Annotated in this window: 12 protein-coding genes; 3 read left to right on the top strand and 9 right to left on the bottom strand. The window is 64.8% G+C overall.

Annotated features, from left to right (window positions below; genetic code table 11):
* Positions 1-6 precede the first annotated feature (6 nt).
* Positions 7-1182: an MFS transporter gene (locus ABZV40_RS18885; protein WP_355442622.1), complete on the top strand. Its 1176-nt coding sequence runs from the start codon at positions 7-9 to the stop codon at positions 1180-1182.
* A gap of 87 nt (positions 1183-1269) precedes the next feature.
* Complete coding sequence (locus ABZV40_RS18890; protein WP_355442624.1) at positions 1270-1911, top strand: DUF3455 domain-containing protein; 642 nt, start codon at positions 1270-1272, stop codon at positions 1909-1911.
* Between the two features lie 446 nt (positions 1912-2357).
* On the opposite strand, the gene asnB is transcribed toward ABZV40_RS18890, so the two are convergent.
* From asnB to ABZV40_RS18910, 4 genes are all read right to left on the bottom strand, one after another.
* On the bottom strand, positions 2358-4199 hold the full coding sequence (gene asnB / locus ABZV40_RS18895; RefSeq protein ID WP_355442626.1) for an asparagine synthase (glutamine-hydrolyzing): 1842 nt from the start codon (positions 4197-4199) through the stop codon (positions 2358-2360).
* A 47-nt stretch (positions 4200-4246) separates the two neighbouring features.
* Positions 4247-5500, bottom strand: coding sequence for a cytochrome P450 (locus tag ABZV40_RS18900; RefSeq protein ID WP_355442629.1), 1254 nt, complete (start codon positions 5498-5500; stop codon positions 4247-4249).
* 102 nt (positions 5501-5602) lie between these two features.
* On the bottom strand, positions 5603-6832 hold the full coding sequence (locus ABZV40_RS18905) for a cytochrome P450 (RefSeq protein ID WP_355442631.1): 1230 nt from the start codon (positions 6830-6832) through the stop codon (positions 5603-5605).
* A gap of 15 nt (positions 6833-6847) precedes the next feature.
* Positions 6848-8077: a cytochrome P450 gene (locus tag ABZV40_RS18910; protein ID WP_355442634.1), complete on the bottom strand. Its 1230-nt coding sequence runs from the start codon at positions 8075-8077 to the stop codon at positions 6848-6850.
* Between the two features lie 1203 nt (positions 8078-9280).
* On the opposite strand from ABZV40_RS18910, the gene ABZV40_RS18915 reads away from it, so the two are divergent.
* Complete coding sequence (locus ABZV40_RS18915) at positions 9281-10108, top strand: L-tyrosine 3-hydroxylase (RefSeq protein WP_355442637.1); 828 nt, start codon at positions 9281-9283, stop codon at positions 10106-10108.
* 307 nt (positions 10109-10415) lie between these two features.
* Here ABZV40_RS18915 and ABZV40_RS18920 read toward each other — a convergent pair whose 3' ends face one another.
* The 5 genes from ABZV40_RS18920 to ABZV40_RS18940 all read right to left on the bottom strand — a co-directional run bounded on the left by ABZV40_RS18920 (position 10416) and on the right by ABZV40_RS18940 (position 15921).
* Positions 10416-11207: a helix-turn-helix domain-containing protein gene (locus ABZV40_RS18920; protein ID WP_355442640.1), complete on the bottom strand. Its 792-nt coding sequence runs from the start codon at positions 11205-11207 to the stop codon at positions 10416-10418.
* A 432-nt stretch (positions 11208-11639) separates the two neighbouring features.
* Positions 11640-12056: a nuclear transport factor 2 family protein gene (locus ABZV40_RS18925; protein WP_355442643.1), complete on the bottom strand. Its 417-nt coding sequence runs from the start codon at positions 12054-12056 to the stop codon at positions 11640-11642.
* Positions 12057-12091: 35 nt separating this feature from the next.
* A complete protein-coding gene (locus ABZV40_RS18930) occupies positions 12092-12310 on the bottom strand; it encodes a hypothetical protein (RefSeq protein ID WP_355442645.1) in 219 nt (72 codons plus the stop codon).
* Between the two features lie 420 nt (positions 12311-12730).
* A complete protein-coding gene (locus ABZV40_RS18935) occupies positions 12731-14863 on the bottom strand; it encodes a LuxR C-terminal-related transcriptional regulator (RefSeq protein ID WP_355442648.1) in 2133 nt (710 codons plus the stop codon).
* A 437-nt stretch (positions 14864-15300) separates the two neighbouring features.
* Positions 15301-15921: a response regulator transcription factor gene (locus ABZV40_RS18940; protein ID WP_355442651.1), complete on the bottom strand. Its 621-nt coding sequence runs from the start codon at positions 15919-15921 to the stop codon at positions 15301-15303.
* Positions 15922-16075 lie beyond the last annotated feature (154 nt).

Raw genomic sequence — 16075 nt, forward strand, 5'->3', positions numbered from 1 at the left:
GCGCAGATGAAGGCACAAAGAGCGGCAGTTCTGGTGGTGTTCGCGCTCATCGGAGCGGTGCTCGGTTCTTGGGCACCCCGTGTGCCCGCGTTGGCCGAACACGTTCGGGCCGACCCGGCGGCGCTGGGGATGAGCCTGTTCGGGGCAAGTGCAGGGGTGTTCGTGGCTTCCTCGTTCTCCGGGCGGCTGGTGGAACGCGCCGGGGTTCGAGCGACCATCGGTGTGTTCATGGTGCTGGCCGCGGTGCTGCTGCCATTTGTCGGCTTTGCCGGCTCGGCCACAGCGCTGGGCGCGGTGTTGTTCCTCGTAGGACTCGCGATCGGTCTGGTCACCATCGCGGCGAACCTGGCGGCCGTCGCGTTCGAGCGCCGAACGGGCAGGCCCTCGATGCCGCTGTTCCACGCCAGTGCCAGTGTCGGCGCGTTGCTCGGCTCCGCGACGGCCGGACTCGCGGCGGAGTACGACATCCGACCGGCCCAACACTTTTCCCTGGTCGGTCTCGTCTCGGTAGGCCTGCTCGCGGTCGTCCTGTCCCACGTGCCCGGACTGGGCGATCTCTCGGCCGCGCCCAATAGCCGACGCACCGGCGGGGCCCCGCCGGTGCACAATCCCGTACTTCGCAGGCTGGCCACAATCCTGCTCTGCGCGGCCGTGATCGAAGGTGCCGGCGCTCAATGGTCCGCACTACTGCTGATCGAGGTGCACGGGGTCACCGATGCCGGAGGAGCGTATGCGTACGCGGCCTTTTCGATGGGGATGATCTTGGCCAGGCTGAGTGGTGTGGTGTGGCAACGATGGTGGTCGGCGTCGGTCATCCTGGCAGCAGGTGGCGTGCTGGCCGGTTGCGGTCTGGTGGCGGCCGCGCTCCTCACTCCTCCACTCGCCGGTTATCTGGGCTTCGCCCTGGCCGGCATCGGCTGTGCGGGCGGCTTTCCGCTGACCTTGGGGCTGGCCGGCGATCAGGGCAGGCGGGCCGATGGCGGCGGCGGTGAGCGGGAATTGGCCTTCGTCGGCACGGTCGGCTACACGGGTATGGCTGTCGGGCCGCCCATCATCGGCTTGGTTGCGGCGCAGACCTCCTTGTCCGTCTCCTTCCTGTTGGTGGCCCTCCTTGCGTTCGCGATCGTTCCCCTGACTTGGGGTTTGAGCCGCAGCGGAACAGTGGTCAGCGTCAAGCCGTGATGTGCCAAGGGCGTGAGGCCGGAAGGATCGACTGTCCACCGTGTTCAGACTCCTTCACGGTTCCTGCCGTACGGCACAACCGCAGGCTTGAACATCACCAGACGAGCATTCGGATTCAAGCGCCCCGATGCCCTCATCACCCTGGCCGTGTTCGCCCTCGATGGCCACCGACTCGCAGACCTCGCGGTCGGAACGAGAAGAACCGAAGGAGAAGATGTGCGTACCAAACAAATCGCGGCCGTTCTGAGGTTCGCGGCGATGACAACGATCGGTCTCCTCGCCGCGGCCGTCCCGGCGGCGGCCGATCAGGTACCCGATCAGATCAAGGTACCAGCCGGCAACAAGCGGATCGAGGTCCTGTCGGCGCATGGTGTCCAGACTTACCAGTGTGCCAACGGTGGGTGGAGTTTCCTGGAACCTGACGCGATTCTGCAGCGCCACGGTCAGGCGGTGGTGCTCCACACCAAGGGTCCTGTGTGGACTTCGGTCGAGGACGGCAGTTCGGTCACCGGGGCCGCGGTGGCCAGCTCACCGGTGTCCGGCGCCATTCCCCAGCTGCTCCTGAGGTCGACAGGAAACCGCGGTTCCGGTCTGCTCGGCAATGTCACGTTCGTCCAGCGACTCGACACCACCGGCGGCCTGCCGTCGTCCGGCCAGTGTCAGGACGGTGCCATCACGTCGATTCCCTACACCTCTCGCTACGCGTTCTGGGTCGCCGACCACAGCTGACACGGCGACGTCATTCGTGCAGAGCCACGGAATGTCCGCTAACAGTGAGGTGCCGAGCGCGATGGACAACCCTGGTTCGCGATAGCGCTTGCACTGCCTCGGGCACCGGGTTGGCACATCGTCACCGACGTTGTCGTGAACTGCGCGGGGATGGTCGCTGCGGCCATCGCCGCGCACGTCGGACTGCGCTTTCAATACCGATCAAGGCCGGTGCGGTGTCTTCACCTCCTCGGCCGTGTATGGGTGTGGCCGGGCGGCCTGTTGTTGTCGCAGGCAGAAGCGATGACAACGAGGCGGAGACAAGTACTCGCGGGTGGCGAAGTCGCCGAACTTCCACTTCGCTGTGTCGCACAACGCCGTCACCCTGAGCGCGCACGTGGGCGACCTGGTAGCGACCGAGTCGGTTCTCCACCGGTTCGAACGGCGGTGAACTCGCTCCGAGGAGATCAGGTCAACTGCAGTTGAGGGCGGCACAGGTCGATCCAGTGGTAGAAGTCGAGGAGACGGTCGAGTGCTGAGCGCTCGCTGAAGGACATGGTTGCCGGATCCAGCCCGGTCATCCGTTGTGCCCATGAGCGGTCCGTCAGGTCGAACAGCTGATGACCCGGTTCGGTGAGGACTTCCTTGACCTGTTGCTGGAGGGTCGCCGCGTACGCTGAATCCTGAACACAGGGATAGGCGCTCTTGCTCCGCCGGCGCACCGACTCCGGCAGAACATGTCTCGTCGCGCGGTGAAGAAGGCTCTTCGCGCGCCCGTCGAAGGCCTTGAACGACCACGGGGCGTTGTAGACGTACTCCACCATCCGGTGGTCGCAGAACGGTACCCGAACCTCCAGCCCCGCTGCCATGGAGGCGCGGTCCTTGCGGTCGAGCAGCAGGCGGTTGAACCGCGTCAGCGCGAGGTGGCTGATCGTTCGCATCCGCGCCTGTTTTCCCTGCTCGCCGTCGAGGTGTTCGATCTGTGCGACTGCGGTCGCGTACTGGTCGCCGACGTAACCGGGCAGGTCCAATCTCTTGACGAGGCTCGGATCGAGCATCCGTGTCCGTTCGCTCAGCATCGTCTTGCGGAAGGCGAGCCACGGGAACGTGTCCGTCCACACGGATTCCTCGTCGTGGAACCAGCGGTAGCCGCCGAAGAGCTCGTCGGCCGACTCTCCGGACAACACCACTGTGGACAGACTCCGGATGGATTTGCACAGCAGGTGCAGAGACACGTCCATGTCTCCTGTTCCGACAGGAATACCGCGTGCGGCGAGCAGCGTGCGACGGACCTCGGGATCGCCGAGCTCGGCCGCGGAGAGCACGGTCTCGTGGTGTTCTGAGTGAATCCGTCTGACGACGTCGCGGATGTAGGGCGCGTCGGACTCGGGATGCATCGGATCCGGCTGGAAGTTCTCCTCATGGCCGACGAAGTCCACTGAGAACGTCCTCAGTCGCTCGCCCCGGCCGGCTATTCGTGATGCGGCCAGGCCGGAAAGTGAACTGGAGTCGACGCCACCGGACAGCAGGACGCCGAGCGGAACGTCGGCGACGAGCTGACGCTCGACGGTGTCGGTCATCAGCTCCCGCACTGTGGCGATCGTCGTCGGAAAGTCGTCGGTGTGCGGTCTCGGTCCGAGTTTCCAGTAGGTCCGAGTGCGGATGCCCTTTCTGGACACCGTGACCACGGTGCCGGGCTCGACCTCCCGCATACCGCGCCACATCGCCCAGCCGGGTGGCTTGCACAGCGCGACGAGTTCACGCAGTCCGTCGAGATCGACGACACGGTCGACCAGCGAATTGGCGAGAATCGCTCTCGGTTCGGAGCCGAACAGCACTCCGTCACGGGTGGGATGGAAGTAGAACGGTTTGACACCCATGCGGTCCCGGATCATCAGGAGTTCGTCGGTCCGCTCGTCCCATATCGCGAACGCGTACATGCCGTTGAGGCGGTCGGCCACGGCCTCGCCCCACTGCAGGTAGCCGTGCAGGACCACTTCGGTGTCGCTGGTGGTGCGGAAGAGGTGGCCCAGCCCGGTCAGTTCCGTGCGCAGCTCGGCGAAGTTGTAGGTCTCACCGCTGTAGACCATGGCGATCGTGCCACCGGGGGTGCGCGTGCACATCGGTTGGCTGCCGCCTTCGATGTCGATGACCGACAGCCGCCGATGCCCGAGCGCGACATTGCGCCGGATCCACGTCCCGTAGTCGTCCGGCCCACGACAGGCCATCGTCGCGGTCATGGCCTCGATGCTGGTCTGCCGCCGGGTGAGATCGCAATCGTAGGAGACCCACCCGGCGATGCCACACATGTAAACCTCCGAGGTGCCGTATCTGTGTCGGTGAGAGCGGCGGGCGGTCAGGTCAGGAGTACGGGCAGCGACTCCAGCCGGCGCTGGAACTTTCCCGGTTGCCATTTGGCTTCGTCTGGTGGGGTGGCGAACGTGGTTTCGGGGAAGCGCTCGAAGAACAGCTGGAGCGCTGTGCCGGTTTCCGTCTTGCCCACCTGTTCGCCGAGGCACCGGTGTCTGCCGTGTCCGAACCCGAGATGGCCGGTGGTCGTCCTGGTGATGTCGAAGGTGTCCGGGGCGTCGAAGTGGTCAGGGTCGCGGTTCGCCGCACCGAGGCAGATGAGAACCAGTTCGCCAGCCGGAATCGTCACTCCGTTGAGGTGCAACGGCTCGGTGGCGACCTTGGGTGCGAGGAAGCGGTAGTTGGACTCATAACGGACGATCTCGTCCACGCAGGTGGTGAACAGGTCCGGCTGGGCGAGCGCCTTGGCGAGCTGATGGGGATGGGAGAGGAAGGTGAACACGCCGTTGCCGATCGTGACGGCCACCTGCATGATGGCGACGACCAGCAAGATGTACGTCGACGTCAGCTCGGTCTTGGTCATCTTGTCTTCGTCGTGCAGGCTCAGCAGCATGGTGAACGCATCGTCGCCCGGCTCGTTTCGCTTGACTTCGATGAGCTCGGTGGCCCAGTCCACCAGCTGGACAGCCATCTTCTCCATCTTGCTCCGCGACGGGGATGTCATCGACTCGACCGACAGCGTCGCGGTGAGCACGTTCCGCTCATCGTCCGGAATCCCTGCGATCGCGCACGCTGTCCTGATGGCAATGGGATATGCGTACTGATGCATCAGTTCGATTTGCTGGCCGGGGCGGAACGTGTCCAGGATGCTTTGAGCAGTTTCGTGAGCTTTTCTTGTGAGCTCTTCCGCTTTTTCGTGAGACAGGAAGTTCTTCAACGTTGTGCGTACCAGATGATGGAGGTCGCCATCTTGGTAGAAAGGGCTCCGGTTTGCGCCGCGGGGGATGCGCGGCAACGCATCGGCCCTCACCACGCAATTTGAGGCACTGATGGCGGCTGAACTGTCACCGGGAATTCCGTGCTTGACGCGGTCGATTTCAACGCTTGGGTCGGCCAGCACCCTGCGTGTGTCCTCGTAGCGGCTGATGACCCAGCAGCGATAACCACTGCTCTCCACCGGGAACGCGGCGGCGGTCTCGCGGAGCTGCGCGAAAGCCTTGTGAGGGCATGATGTGAATTCCGCGGTGGGCAACTTGTTCAGCGTCTCAGGAATTGAACCCTGTAGTTCTGAGATGCTCATGAATATTACTTCTTTCATTGTCTCGTCAGCTTTGTGGGGATCGTTTTTGGGCTATGCGTGAAGCGGGTGCCATGCAGGGGAAGTGGTGCAGATGCTGAAGTTTCATCGTGGTATGACGGGGAGGGCTTCCAGTCTGCGTTTGAATTTTCCCGGTTGCCATTGAGCTTCGTGGGGCGAGTGAACGAGTGTGGTGTTGGGGAAGCGTTGGAAGAATGTCCGCAAGATGGTGGCGACTTCGATTTTGCCCAGTTGCGCTCCGGGGCATCGGTGTCCGCCGTGGCCGAACGCGAGGTGTGTGGTGGTGCGGGTGATGTCGAAGGTGTCGGGGTCGTCGAAGTGGTGTGGGTCGCGGTTGGCCGCGCCGAGGGAGATGAGGAGCATTTCGCCGGCGGGGATGGTGACGCCGTCGAGGTGCAGGGGCTGGGTGGTGATGTGGGGGGAGAGGAAGCGGAAGTTGGTTTCGTAGCGGACGATTTCGTCAACGCAGGTGCTGAACAGACCTGGCTGGGCAAGAGCCTTCGCGAGATTGCCGGGATGGGTGAGAAGAGTGAAGGCGCCGTTCCCGGTCGCGATGACTGCCTCCATGCCGCCGATGAGCATGAAGACGTAGCTTGAGGTGAGTTCATCGTGGGTCATCAGTCCTTGGTCGTGGAACCGGAGCAGCGTGGTGAACACGTCGTCGCCGGGGTGGTGCCGTTTGATGTCGACGGTGCTGGTGGCCCAGTCGGCGAGCGACTGGGCGCATCGCTCCACCGTACGGATCACCGGGCTCAGCAACTCTTCGGCGGCTCGCGCTGCCTGGACGTTGCGCTCGTTGTCCGGTATTCCGGCGATCGCGCAGAGGACTCTGCCGGCGATGGGGCGGGCGTAGTCGGCGAGGAAGTCGATCGGCTGGCAGGGCTGGAACGTGCCGAGGAGCTCCTGGGCGGACGTGCTGGCTTTGCCCGCCAGTTCGTCCAGTTTTCTGGGGGTGAAGATGCTGCCCAGTGTGGCGCGTAAAAGGTGATGACGCTCTCCCTCTACGTAGAAAGGGCTCTTTCGTATCTCGTGCGGTATGCGGGCACGTTTGAAATTGGTGTCCACCACACACTGCGAGTTGATTTGGTTACCGTGCTTGTTGCGGTCTCGTTCAATGCTGGGGTCGGCCAGCACGCGGCGGACGTCGTCGTAGCGGGTGATGACCCAGTAGCGGTAGCCGCTGCTTTCGATCGGGATCGCGGCGGCGGTCTCGCGGAGCTTCGCGAAAGCGCGGTGCGGGCAGGACGTGAGTTCGGCGATCGGAAGCTTGTCCAGTGTTTCCGGGATTTCTCCCTGCTGCTCAATGATGCTCATCGATCGTTCTTCCTGCTAGTCCTTCAGGATGACGGGCAGGTCGGCGAGCCGGCGCATGAACTTGCCGGGCTGCCAGTGGGCCTGGTCGGCGGGTTCGGCGAGGCTGGTGTGCGGGAATCGCTGGAACAGCGTCCTGAGCGCGATCGCGGTCTGGACGCGTCCCAGCCCGGCGCCGAGGCAGCGGTGCGTTCCGTGCCCGAAACCGAGATGGCCGCTGGTCTGGCGTGTCATGTCGAACTCGTCGGGTGAGGGGAACCGTGCCGGATCCCGGTTCGCCGCGGCCGGGGAGATGAGCAACAACTCGCCGGCGGGGATGGTCACGCCGTCGAGCTGCAGCGGTGCCGCGGTGTAGCGCGGCGGCACGAACCGGAAAGGTGACTCGTAGCGCACGATCTCCTCGACGCAGGCGGGGAACAGCTCGGGTTCGGTGATCAGCCGCGCCAGCTGGTCGGGATGGCTCAGCAGTGCCAACGCGCCACTGCCGATCGAGCTCGCGGGCTCGAAACTCGCGATGATCATCAAGATGTAGGTGGAGGCCAGCTCGTCCGCGCTCATCTGGCCGTCTTCGTGCGCTCGCAGCAGGCTGGTGCACAGGTCGTCACCGGGCTGTACTTTCTTGATGGCGATGAGCCGCTTGGCGTAGTCGAACAGTCCCTGTGCGGCCCGTTCGATCTCGTCGATGTCCAACGACCCGATCATCGCCCTGGACATCGCGGCCAGCTCATCGCGATCGCCGGCCGAAACGCCCAGAATCTGCAAGCCCACCGTGCCCGCGAGCGGGATGGCGAACCGCGAGACCAGGTCAACCGGCTCACCCGCCGGCAACGTCTCCACCAGCTCTTTCGCCACCCGTTCGACCTTCGACCCCAGTTCCTTCAGTCTCGCCGGGGTGAATGCTCCGCCAACCAGTGCCCGGAGCCGGTGATGGTCGTCTCCGTCGCGGTCGAACAGGCTTCGCCGTGAGTCGTGCGGCAGATGGGCCTTGCGCATGGGGCGGACCATGCAGTGGGCGTTGATCTCACGCCGGTGCTCGACCAGGTCGCGCAGCACCGAGGGATCGGCCAGGACCCGGCGGACGTCGTCGTACCGCGTGATCACCCACATCCGGTACCCGACACTTTCCACCGCAAAAGCCGCACTCGACTCCCGAATCGCCGCCAGCGTGCCATACGGATCGATCACCAAATCCCGCATGCTGATCTTCCCAAGAACATCGGGAATTTTAGAGAGGTTCTTCACGGTCACCACTTCTCTCCTTTTGCTGGGAGCACCGTGACTAAGGGTAAGAATGAGAATTCAGCGCGTGTTCAAGCGGCCTGGGCGGCGGTTGGCCGATTTCCGTTGCTCGATCTCGCTAATGATCACTATCGGGTAAAAATGTCGAGCATCGTGCTGGTGGTGTGGCTCGGAGGTTGCCGGGGGAATTCGCGTTCAGACGGGTGGATCGTGGTGCCGCCCTCACGTCGTCGTACTGGTTGTACGGGGGCGTGGGGGCGGTGCCGCGAGGCGCCCTGCTGAGCGTGGATTACCTCGCCAACCTTCCGAGACGCGCCACTAGGTCACCGGTGGTGATCAGTTTCGCGGTGAGGTGTCGTGAACGCACGCTAGTCCAAGCGCGGTGGAGTTACATCCGCCGTCCCGCTGGACGGAACGCTCTCGACCGCGACAGGCGGACGTGAGCTCGGAGAGCGTCCTCCTGACGTGCGGAACGACCGTCGCATGTGCAACCGATCTTGGACCTCAGGTCACCTGTTCGCGGTGTCGAACGGGTGACCGTGGCAGCGGCTGCGCACCCGGCCCGACATCGTGACGTGCCCCTGAGACTCCGTTGGCGCCGCACCGGTTGTTGAGCGTCATCGCCTTTCGGGTGATGGGTTGCGCCGACGGGAGCAGCGCGACCGAAGATGCGGGCCCATCACGTCCGGAAGGCCGTACAAAGCGTTCCATCTGCTGGAACATGGCGGCCCGCTCAGCGAAACCAACGCCATAGCATCCCGACTGCTCGACCTCGGCGAGGCCTAGCTGTGGTCGGGCAGTCGGGACAGAGCGCATCTGGAGAGTCCATGTCGTCGGTGCATCGTCTCACCCTGCCGACTGGCCTTCGGGCCGGCCTCCTCGGCCGTGCGAACGGACGGGCCGACATCGTTTGGTCCCATGAAATCCCGGTTGGGCTGAAGCCGTGCAGGACCTTCGCCGACTCCCGTTTGGACGGTGGTGAGGTCCACGTGCGATCACTGGGTCCGGCCTGCTGGTCAGACTTGCCGGCGAAGAGTCCGGGGCGACCCAGTGCGATGACGCCCTGTCACAGCTCACCGCCGGGCAGCGAGCGGGCCTGCCGCTGGACGTCGTGCGGGTCGCGATACCGGCCCTGGGGATCGGGACTGGTCGTTGGACACCGATGTGGCTCGCCGTCGAAGCCGTCGACATGTTCACCGCTCAACGAGAGGTATGCGCATGAACTCCAGCTCGCCAGCGCTGTCTCTGACGGTTGCGCGGCGCAGCGTCGGTTTCCTGCCGTTGCCGTTGCCGGACAAGCCGTTCGCGTCTCGAAGCACCGGAGTGAACGCCGACTTGACCAGCTGTCCCCTGCCGCCGCCGGTGGACGAGGTGGAACGTGCCCACCAGCGCTGGCTGCTCGGCCATCACGTCACGTTCTGCGTCTGGCGGAGGCTCGCCGGGGTGCTCACCCGGATGAGAGAGGAAGGCGTACAGGAAGTGGCGCTGGACGAAGCAGCCGCGTGGTTCGACCGGTATTCGGCGATGTTCGTCTACGCGGGCAGTTGCGGTGAATCGCTCTACCGCACCGCCATCCGCCCGAGCATGGCAGCGGTGCACCCCGCCTTCAGCGGCGTATGGGCACGCGACTTCACGTGGGTGCGGCGGCTGCTGCACGAACTGGACATCCCGCCGGGCAGCTCGCTCATGCTCGCCATCAAGAGAAACCGGCTCGTGCACATGAAAATCGCCAGAACCCTTGTGCCTGAAGGTGAATCGTTGCTCAAAGACACCGGACGACGGGCGGCGGACGGTGTGCTGCCTCGCGAGGAGGACCTGTTCGACCGCTACTTCCTCGTCGATCGTGTCTCTGTCCCCGAGGTGGGTTTCGAGGCACACGCGGCACGTCGAGCAGCCGCGGTGGTGCACGATCTCGAGCGGTATCCGGTTCACCTGCCCGAGTTCGCAGAGCTCTTGGATTTGCTGCCCGCGGATCTCCCCTCACTGGCGAGGGACGCCGCGTCCGCCTTCGCCAACACCGGCAGGGGACGCGTGGCATGATCCCTGCTGAACACCCCCGTTGCGCCGCGGTACACCTCGGTCCACCACCAGGTCGATGCGAGCGCATCGTCAGTGCCCGTGGCCGCGCAAGCCAAATGGGTTGAGCGGCGGGCAGAAGAGTTGCGGCCCGTCGGCGTGGTGGTATTCGGCTACGAGCCTGACCCGCTCGTGTGGGCCGTGGGCGACCGGTACACGGATGACACCTGCGAATGCGACGCTCACGGAGGGAAGGAGCGCTGGCCTGCGCAGGTCGATGCGGTGGTGCCGTGGGTGGTCGGTCTTGTCGCGGGGGATGAGGACCGGCCGGTCAGGCCGTCGCGTCGTGGACTGCTGAGTTCGACGTGTCGTCACTTTCCGGTTGCGGCACGGCCAGTGAGGCGGCCAGCGTCATGGTGAGGTCGTGGGAGTGGTGCCGCAAGAGTTCCGTTGCGCGTCGTACGTTGTATTGGCCGATCCGCGCGCAGACGGACAACGCCACCGAAAAGCGGAACGTCGTGCCGTTGCTGTGCAATGGGACGGCAACGGATGCCACACCGCGGTGGGTGTCCATGGAGTGCGCGGTCCCGAGTTTGCGCACTTCGAGGAGCTCCTGCTCGACTCGGTCGCTGGGATCCCATGCCGTGCTGTAGGCACGCAGTACCCGTTCGACTGTGGTGCAGTAGGAGGAGCACGTAGTGATCTTCAAGCCCCTGTGCCCGTAGATCTGATTGATGTGGCGCGGGCCGGTGGCGGACAGCACGCTCACGCTTGCGGTCGCTCCAGTTGCGTTGTGCAGATCGACGAGGAAGGGCGTCGATTCTTGACGTACCAGCGCTGAGAATCGGCGGATGTTCTCCAGATCCGATGTCTCCCAGGGTCTGCTGGCATGGGAGAAGTACTGGTTGCGGGTTCGTGTCGCCGCCTCGTAGGCACACAGCACGCCGAGCAGGCGGTGCACTGTTGATTTCGGCAGGCCGGTGCGACGGCTTAGCTCAGCCAGTGAGAGCGGTCTCGTGCTTGAGTTCAGGGCTGCCAGTACCACTAGCGCTCTGGCCACGGCGCCGGTCGGAGAGTTGGCATGATGCGGCATGTCGAAGGGTGTTTCCAGTGGCATGTTCATCCGGCCACCTCCAGCTGTCATGAATGCTGCGGTGAGATCTTTGCTTGCTTGCATAACACCTTGCCTCGTCTCCGAGAATATAGACTCTGAGGCCCCGTACCGACAGACCAAAAAATTATTTGCCCAGAAATGATCGTGCCTCAACGGCCTGGCTCGCGGCGTGCATTGTCCTATGTGGCCATTGCCCTGGGTGCGGCAGCGCTGCTGACCTCGGATCCGAGGTTCGCGTGCCTCGCTGGAACCTCAATGAGTGCCGATCCCCCATGGAAAACGCCTGAGCTCGGTTTTACGTCGGCTTGCGAAACTTGAACTCTGGGAATGCGCCCGTGGTTTGTCAGACGGCGTACCAGTAGCGTTCCAGTCGCTTGGACGACCCGATAAGATCTGACGGGGCAGACAACGAGCCGTGCAAATCGTCTCAACCTGCCGCGTTCAGTACGGCAGATCCAGTGACATGCGCCGTTTGCTGATTCGCCAAACGCCGTCCTGCTGAGTGAGTTCGTCGTCGTGCTGGCCGGTGGAGAGCGGATGGATGGCACCGCCGCGGATCGAGAAGATGGTGAGGTACGACGTCGTCGTGGCGCGTCCTTCACCGACGTGGTCGACGATCACGTTGGTCAGCACGTGCCGACGTGGATCCTCCTGGTGGTGCCATGTAGCTCTGGCGAGTTCAAGGATCGCGGCGCGTCCGGTGAACGATCCGCTGACCGGCTCGCCGCCTACCGACATCGTGAGTTCGGCATCTTCGGTGAGACAGTTGGTGAGCATCGTGGCGTCCTGGTGGTCGTAGCCCAGTGCCCAACGGTGCAGGGTGTTCTCGATCTCGTGCCGGTGCACGGCGGTCAGCATCGAGCTCTCCGAATGCGTGTGGAAGGGACGCGAAGTCAGGCGGCAGCGTTGTGAACGAGCCCGGCCTGCAGTTCGAGTCTGCGGGCGTGCTCGTAGCTGGCCGCCGCGATCGCCAGCTCCTGCGCCGAGTCCGGTCCGCCGGACCGGCCGATCAGCTCGTGGATCCTGCCCTTGGCGTGGTACCAGGCCACCACTGCCTCGGTGGGAGTTCCCGGTCCCGGCCGTTGCTGATAAAGGCGGGTGAGCTCGATCATGGCGTTCACAGTGGTCTCCCGAATGTGCTCAGTTCGTCATCTTTGAAATCGGAATCTCGTCAGGCATCAATTCTCACCACGTCATGCCGCCCGCACGGAGCGGCGTGTGCGATGAGTGTCCGAGCGAACAACAGCTCGTGCCCTCCTGGGTTGATTCGGTCTGTGCTTGTCCGCTGGTGTCGCCGCGAATGAGGCACTCGACGGGCACGCGTGTGGCGAAGGACTGAGCCGAGCTCGCGCTGGTGCGGACGTCAGGGCGTTCTCCGTGCGCCTTGACAGCGTTCACCAGATGGAAGGAGTGCGGTTCCGCGTCGGCGAGCGGAACCGTGGTGGTCGGTGTGCTGCGACAGATTTCGTTCCACACCTGAACCGGAGAGGTGAGAGAGCCTGTCACCTCCAGGACCGGTTCATAATGGACGGTCATTGGCCGTCAGGGTGCGAGTCCTGCAAATTCACGAGTTCCTGCCTGCCGCTGATGCCGAGCTTGCGGTAGACCCCGGACAGGTGGAACTCCACCGTGCGTCGTGCAAGTGACAGGTCCTTCGCGATCTCCGCGTTGTTGTGCCCCATCGCCGCCAGTCGTGCGATGCGTCGTTCCTGCGTCGTCAGCAGAGGAGTCCCGGTTGCTGGAGCGCGCGATGGAGATGCTCCGGTGTCGTCGTCCAGCAGCTTCGCACCACATTGCGCGGCAAGCAGATGTGCGCGCTCTTGTGCTGCGGCGGCATCATCGGCGCGGCCTTCGGTGTACAGGGCGGCTGCCAGTTCGTGTTGCGCCTGTGCCTCCTCCAACGCGGCTCCGCACCCGCGGAAGTACTTGACCGCCATGGCGAGCAAGCCGGTGCGCTCTGAGTGCGGCGCGGTCAACGCACGCGCGTGGGCTGCGAATCCCTTGGCGCGTTGGCTGTTCCACGTCGCGGCGGCCTTCTCGTCGGTGGCGGCGAGTGCGCCGGCATCGGTGCTCCTGCCCAGGCGCAGCATGGTTCGCACCGCGTCGAGCCGCCACGGCAGCACATCCGCGTTCAGTTCGGCGCATGCGGCGATGAGGCGGCCGCAGTGGAGCTGCTCGGCCGATGCTCGTTCATGATCGCCCAGCGCCGCGGCCACCGAGGCACGAGCCCGCGCCAGGTGCATCGAGGCACCGGTGTGGCAGCTGTCGCCGAGCAGTCCTTCGCCTGCCAGCACATCATGCGCTTCATCGGGCCTACCCGCCCGCACGAGCACGTCCGCGAGCTCGGAGGTAGCCGTGGTCACGATCGAGTGTGGGGTCGGCAGGCCCATTGCGCTGCTCGCGGTTCGCACTGCTCTGAACGACACCTCGGCCGAGCGCAGGTCACCGCGCCTGCGCTGCAGCCAGCCGCGCACGAGGTCGCAACCCAGCCTCGGAATTTCCGAATCGGTGCCCAGCAGCACTGCTCTCGCACGTTCGCACACCCGCTCGGTCAACTCGTCATCACCGGCCAGCAGCAGTGCCGAGAGCGCGAGCCAGCACGTCGACCACTCCTGGCATGTCGCTGCGTCGTCGAACACCGAAACGGCCAGCTCGGCCGCTGCACCGCCACCCGGCTGGTTGAGGGCGTCCAAGCACGCCCTGGTCGCCTGCAGCGCGCGGTGCGCCGGCCCGTCTGCTCGGGCGGGGCCTTCGAGCCAACGCTCCAGCTTGGCCAGCATCGCGGCGCCCTCCGGGCGGAAGACGCTGGCGGCGGTCCTCGTCAGATACAACTCGACAGCTTCCGAGGGCGACCTCAGGTGTACCTGGTCCGCCGATGCCTCGAACAGCCTGATGATTTCCGGAGTACTGGGCAGCCGTACCGCGAACCGGCGCAGCAGGCTGATGATTTCAGCGGAATCATCTGATGTGTCGTGCACGCGCAGTTCCTGCAGCAGGCACATGACGGCCGCCTGCGGTTCGCCAGGGCCGAGCAACAGCGCGAGCTGATGGGAGATGCGTGTTCGTTGTGCGGCGGGAGGACTCTCCGCCAGCGCGGCACGCAGGTAGTTCGCGGCCGCGCGCCAGTCACCCCCGTCCTTCGCCTCGGCAGCCGCGACGGACAACACCCCCGGTACCCACTCCAGTCCGACCGGACCGATCCTCACGAGCTGATTGGCTGCTCGTTCGGCGGCACCCGGCACGCTGCGCAGGCGCTCGACCGCCCGCAGCCGCAACGTGATCGTCATGGACATCGTGAGGCTCGCCAGCACCTGGTCGGCTGTCAGCTCATCGATGAACCGCAACGGCATGCTGTTGGCCAGCAAACCGGCGCTCGTGAGCATGTCGACGGCCGCCAGGGTGTGCTCGAGGCCCAGCCCGGCGACGTGTGCGACCAGCGACAGTTGCGCGTCAGGCCCCAGTACGGCGACAGCGCTGAGCACAGCCCCGGCGTGCGGACCGAGCCCTTCGAAGCCGGCCAGCGGTGGCAACTCCACGGTCGCGTCCTGAGCAGATGGCTGGTCGAGTGTCTCGGTGGCGTGCAACGCGGCGACGTTCAGCCCCGACCAGCGGCGCGGCACCGCTGGCTGGTCCCGGCCCTCATCGTCTGCCAGACGCGAAGCCATCGCACCCCTCCGCCTCGATCGAGAATCGAAGCACTCACTGTGCAGCTTGGCGTCTCAAGCCTCCAGTTCGAGGTTCACCTGATGGCACGAGTCCGCACATCACCTCCGTCAGTACCAGGTACGGCTGCTCCGCACAGGTGACAAGGGGCGTAGCGGCCCGCGAGCTTCCCAGTTCGACGTGAGCGAAAGGGGTGTGGTCGGTTGACTTATGTCCTGCGCGATCGCCGCGTGGTATCGAGCGCATCGCCAGGTCAGCTGGACGAGACCGATGAGAACTCCAGCTTCGGACGTTACGGCGTTCAGTTGACGCGAGGCCCAGTACGTACGTTCCGCACTGGGCGCTTGACCTGGGCGCTTGACGGGCAGTCACCCTGTCGCTGCCGAACAGATGCAGGCCATCGGCACAGCGATCTGCAGGCAACTCCGGAACAAGACGATCAGATCATGCCGCTGCGCATCGCGTAGGCGACGGCGTGCGAGCGGTTGCGCAGGTTGAGTCGTTTGGTGATACCAGAGATCACGTTCTTCACGGTGCGCTCGGAGTAGCACAGCTTTCCGGCGATTTCCGCGGTGTCCATCCCATCGGCCATCAAGCGCAGGACGTCGACCTCACGCGGGTTGAGCCCTGCCGCGTTGAGCCCCTGCGCCGCCAGAACGTTGCGCTGGAGATGTTCCAGGTGCTTGAGCAGCTCACCCAGCAGAGCGGACGGCAGGACGCCTCCGCCCGCTGCCGCGGTGCGGATGCTGTGCGCGAGACGTGCCCCCGTCACCGCGAGCCGGGGAAGTACGGCGACGACACGGCACTCGACAGCGGTGAGCAGCTGAGATTCGGTGAGTTCGTTGACCACCAGGACGACTGGTACGCGGGTCGCCGCCGTTCGGCGCAGCAGGGCCAGGATCTCAGGCGTGAGCTGGTAGGTGGCGATGATCCGCACGTCCACATCGGACGAGGGAAGGCCTTCGAGCACCTTGATGCCGGCCTCGGCGGACAGGGCGCCAGAGAGGCCCGCGACCGTCAGCGGGTCAGGTGAGTACACGGCGACGCGAACTGGTTCCACTGTTCTCTCCCGTACTTGCCCAGGTTTGCTGGAACCAATTTGCCGCGCCATGACGGACAAGACATCTGTCAGCTGACGCGCTGTGAAAGCGCTGTCTGCGGCGAGTACCCCTGCAGGGCTGTTCGATGGTCCGCCGCAGGTCAGCGGCAGCTCG

This window comes from Lentzea sp. NPDC004782 (assembly GCF_040609115.1).
Lineage (GTDB): Bacteria > Actinomycetota > Actinomycetes > Mycobacteriales > Pseudonocardiaceae > Lentzea.

Coding starts and splice junctions, on each gene's coding strand:
- ABZV40_RS18885 (WP_355442622.1), top strand. CDS start 7: ATGAAGGCACAAAGAGCGGCAGTTCTGGTGGTGTTCGCGCTCATCGGA.
- asnB (WP_355442626.1), bottom strand. CDS start 4,199: ATGTGTGGCATCGCCGGGTGGGTCTCCTACGATTGCGATCTCACCCGG.
- ABZV40_RS18915 (WP_355442637.1), top strand. CDS start 9,281: ATGCGCATGAACTCCAGCTCGCCAGCGCTGTCTCTGACGGTTGCGCGG.
- ABZV40_RS18900 (WP_355442629.1), bottom strand. CDS start 5,500: ATGAGCATCTCAGAACTACAGGGTTCAATTCCTGAGACGCTGAACAAG.
- ABZV40_RS18930 (WP_355442645.1), bottom strand. CDS start 12,310: ATGATCGAGCTCACCCGCCTTTATCAGCAACGGCCGGGACCGGGAACT.
- ABZV40_RS18925 (WP_355442643.1), bottom strand. CDS start 12,056: ATGCTGACCGCCGTGCACCGGCACGAGATCGAGAACACCCTGCACCGT.
- ABZV40_RS18935 (WP_355442648.1), bottom strand. CDS start 14,863: ATGGCTTCGCGTCTGGCAGACGATGAGGGCCGGGACCAGCCAGCGGTG.
- ABZV40_RS18920 (WP_355442640.1), bottom strand. CDS start 11,207: ATGAACATGCCACTGGAAACACCCTTCGACATGCCGCATCATGCCAAC.
- ABZV40_RS18905 (WP_355442631.1), bottom strand. CDS start 6,832: ATGAGCATCATTGAGCAGCAGGGAGAAATCCCGGAAACACTGGACAAG.